We start from the raw sequence: 225 nt of genomic DNA on the forward strand, positions 1-225 counted from the left end.
TCATTAACCAAAACAGTCGATAATGCCACTCCACTTGTAGGTTCTCAGGTAACTTTCAGTTTGCAGTTAAATAATGCGGGCCCGCAAGCAACAGATGGTGTTGCTGTTACCGATTTGCTCCCATCTGGATATACATATGTGTCGTACACTGCAACAGCTGGAAGTTATAATCCAGCAACAGGTTTATGGACAGTTGGAAATATGGCAATTGCAGCCACTCACACT

The 225-nt window shown here is 43.6% G+C and carries 1 protein-coding gene; it reads left to right on the forward strand.

Annotated features, from left to right (window positions below; genetic code table 11):
* Window positions 1-225 (forward strand): DUF11 domain-containing protein (locus DM397_RS00070; protein ID WP_162615401.1); only part of this gene is annotated, 225 nt, incomplete at both ends.

The sequence above is a fragment of the Flavobacterium nitrogenifigens genome (assembly GCF_003254565.1).
Lineage (GTDB): Bacteria > Bacteroidota > Bacteroidia > Flavobacteriales > Flavobacteriaceae > Flavobacterium > Flavobacterium nitrogenifigens.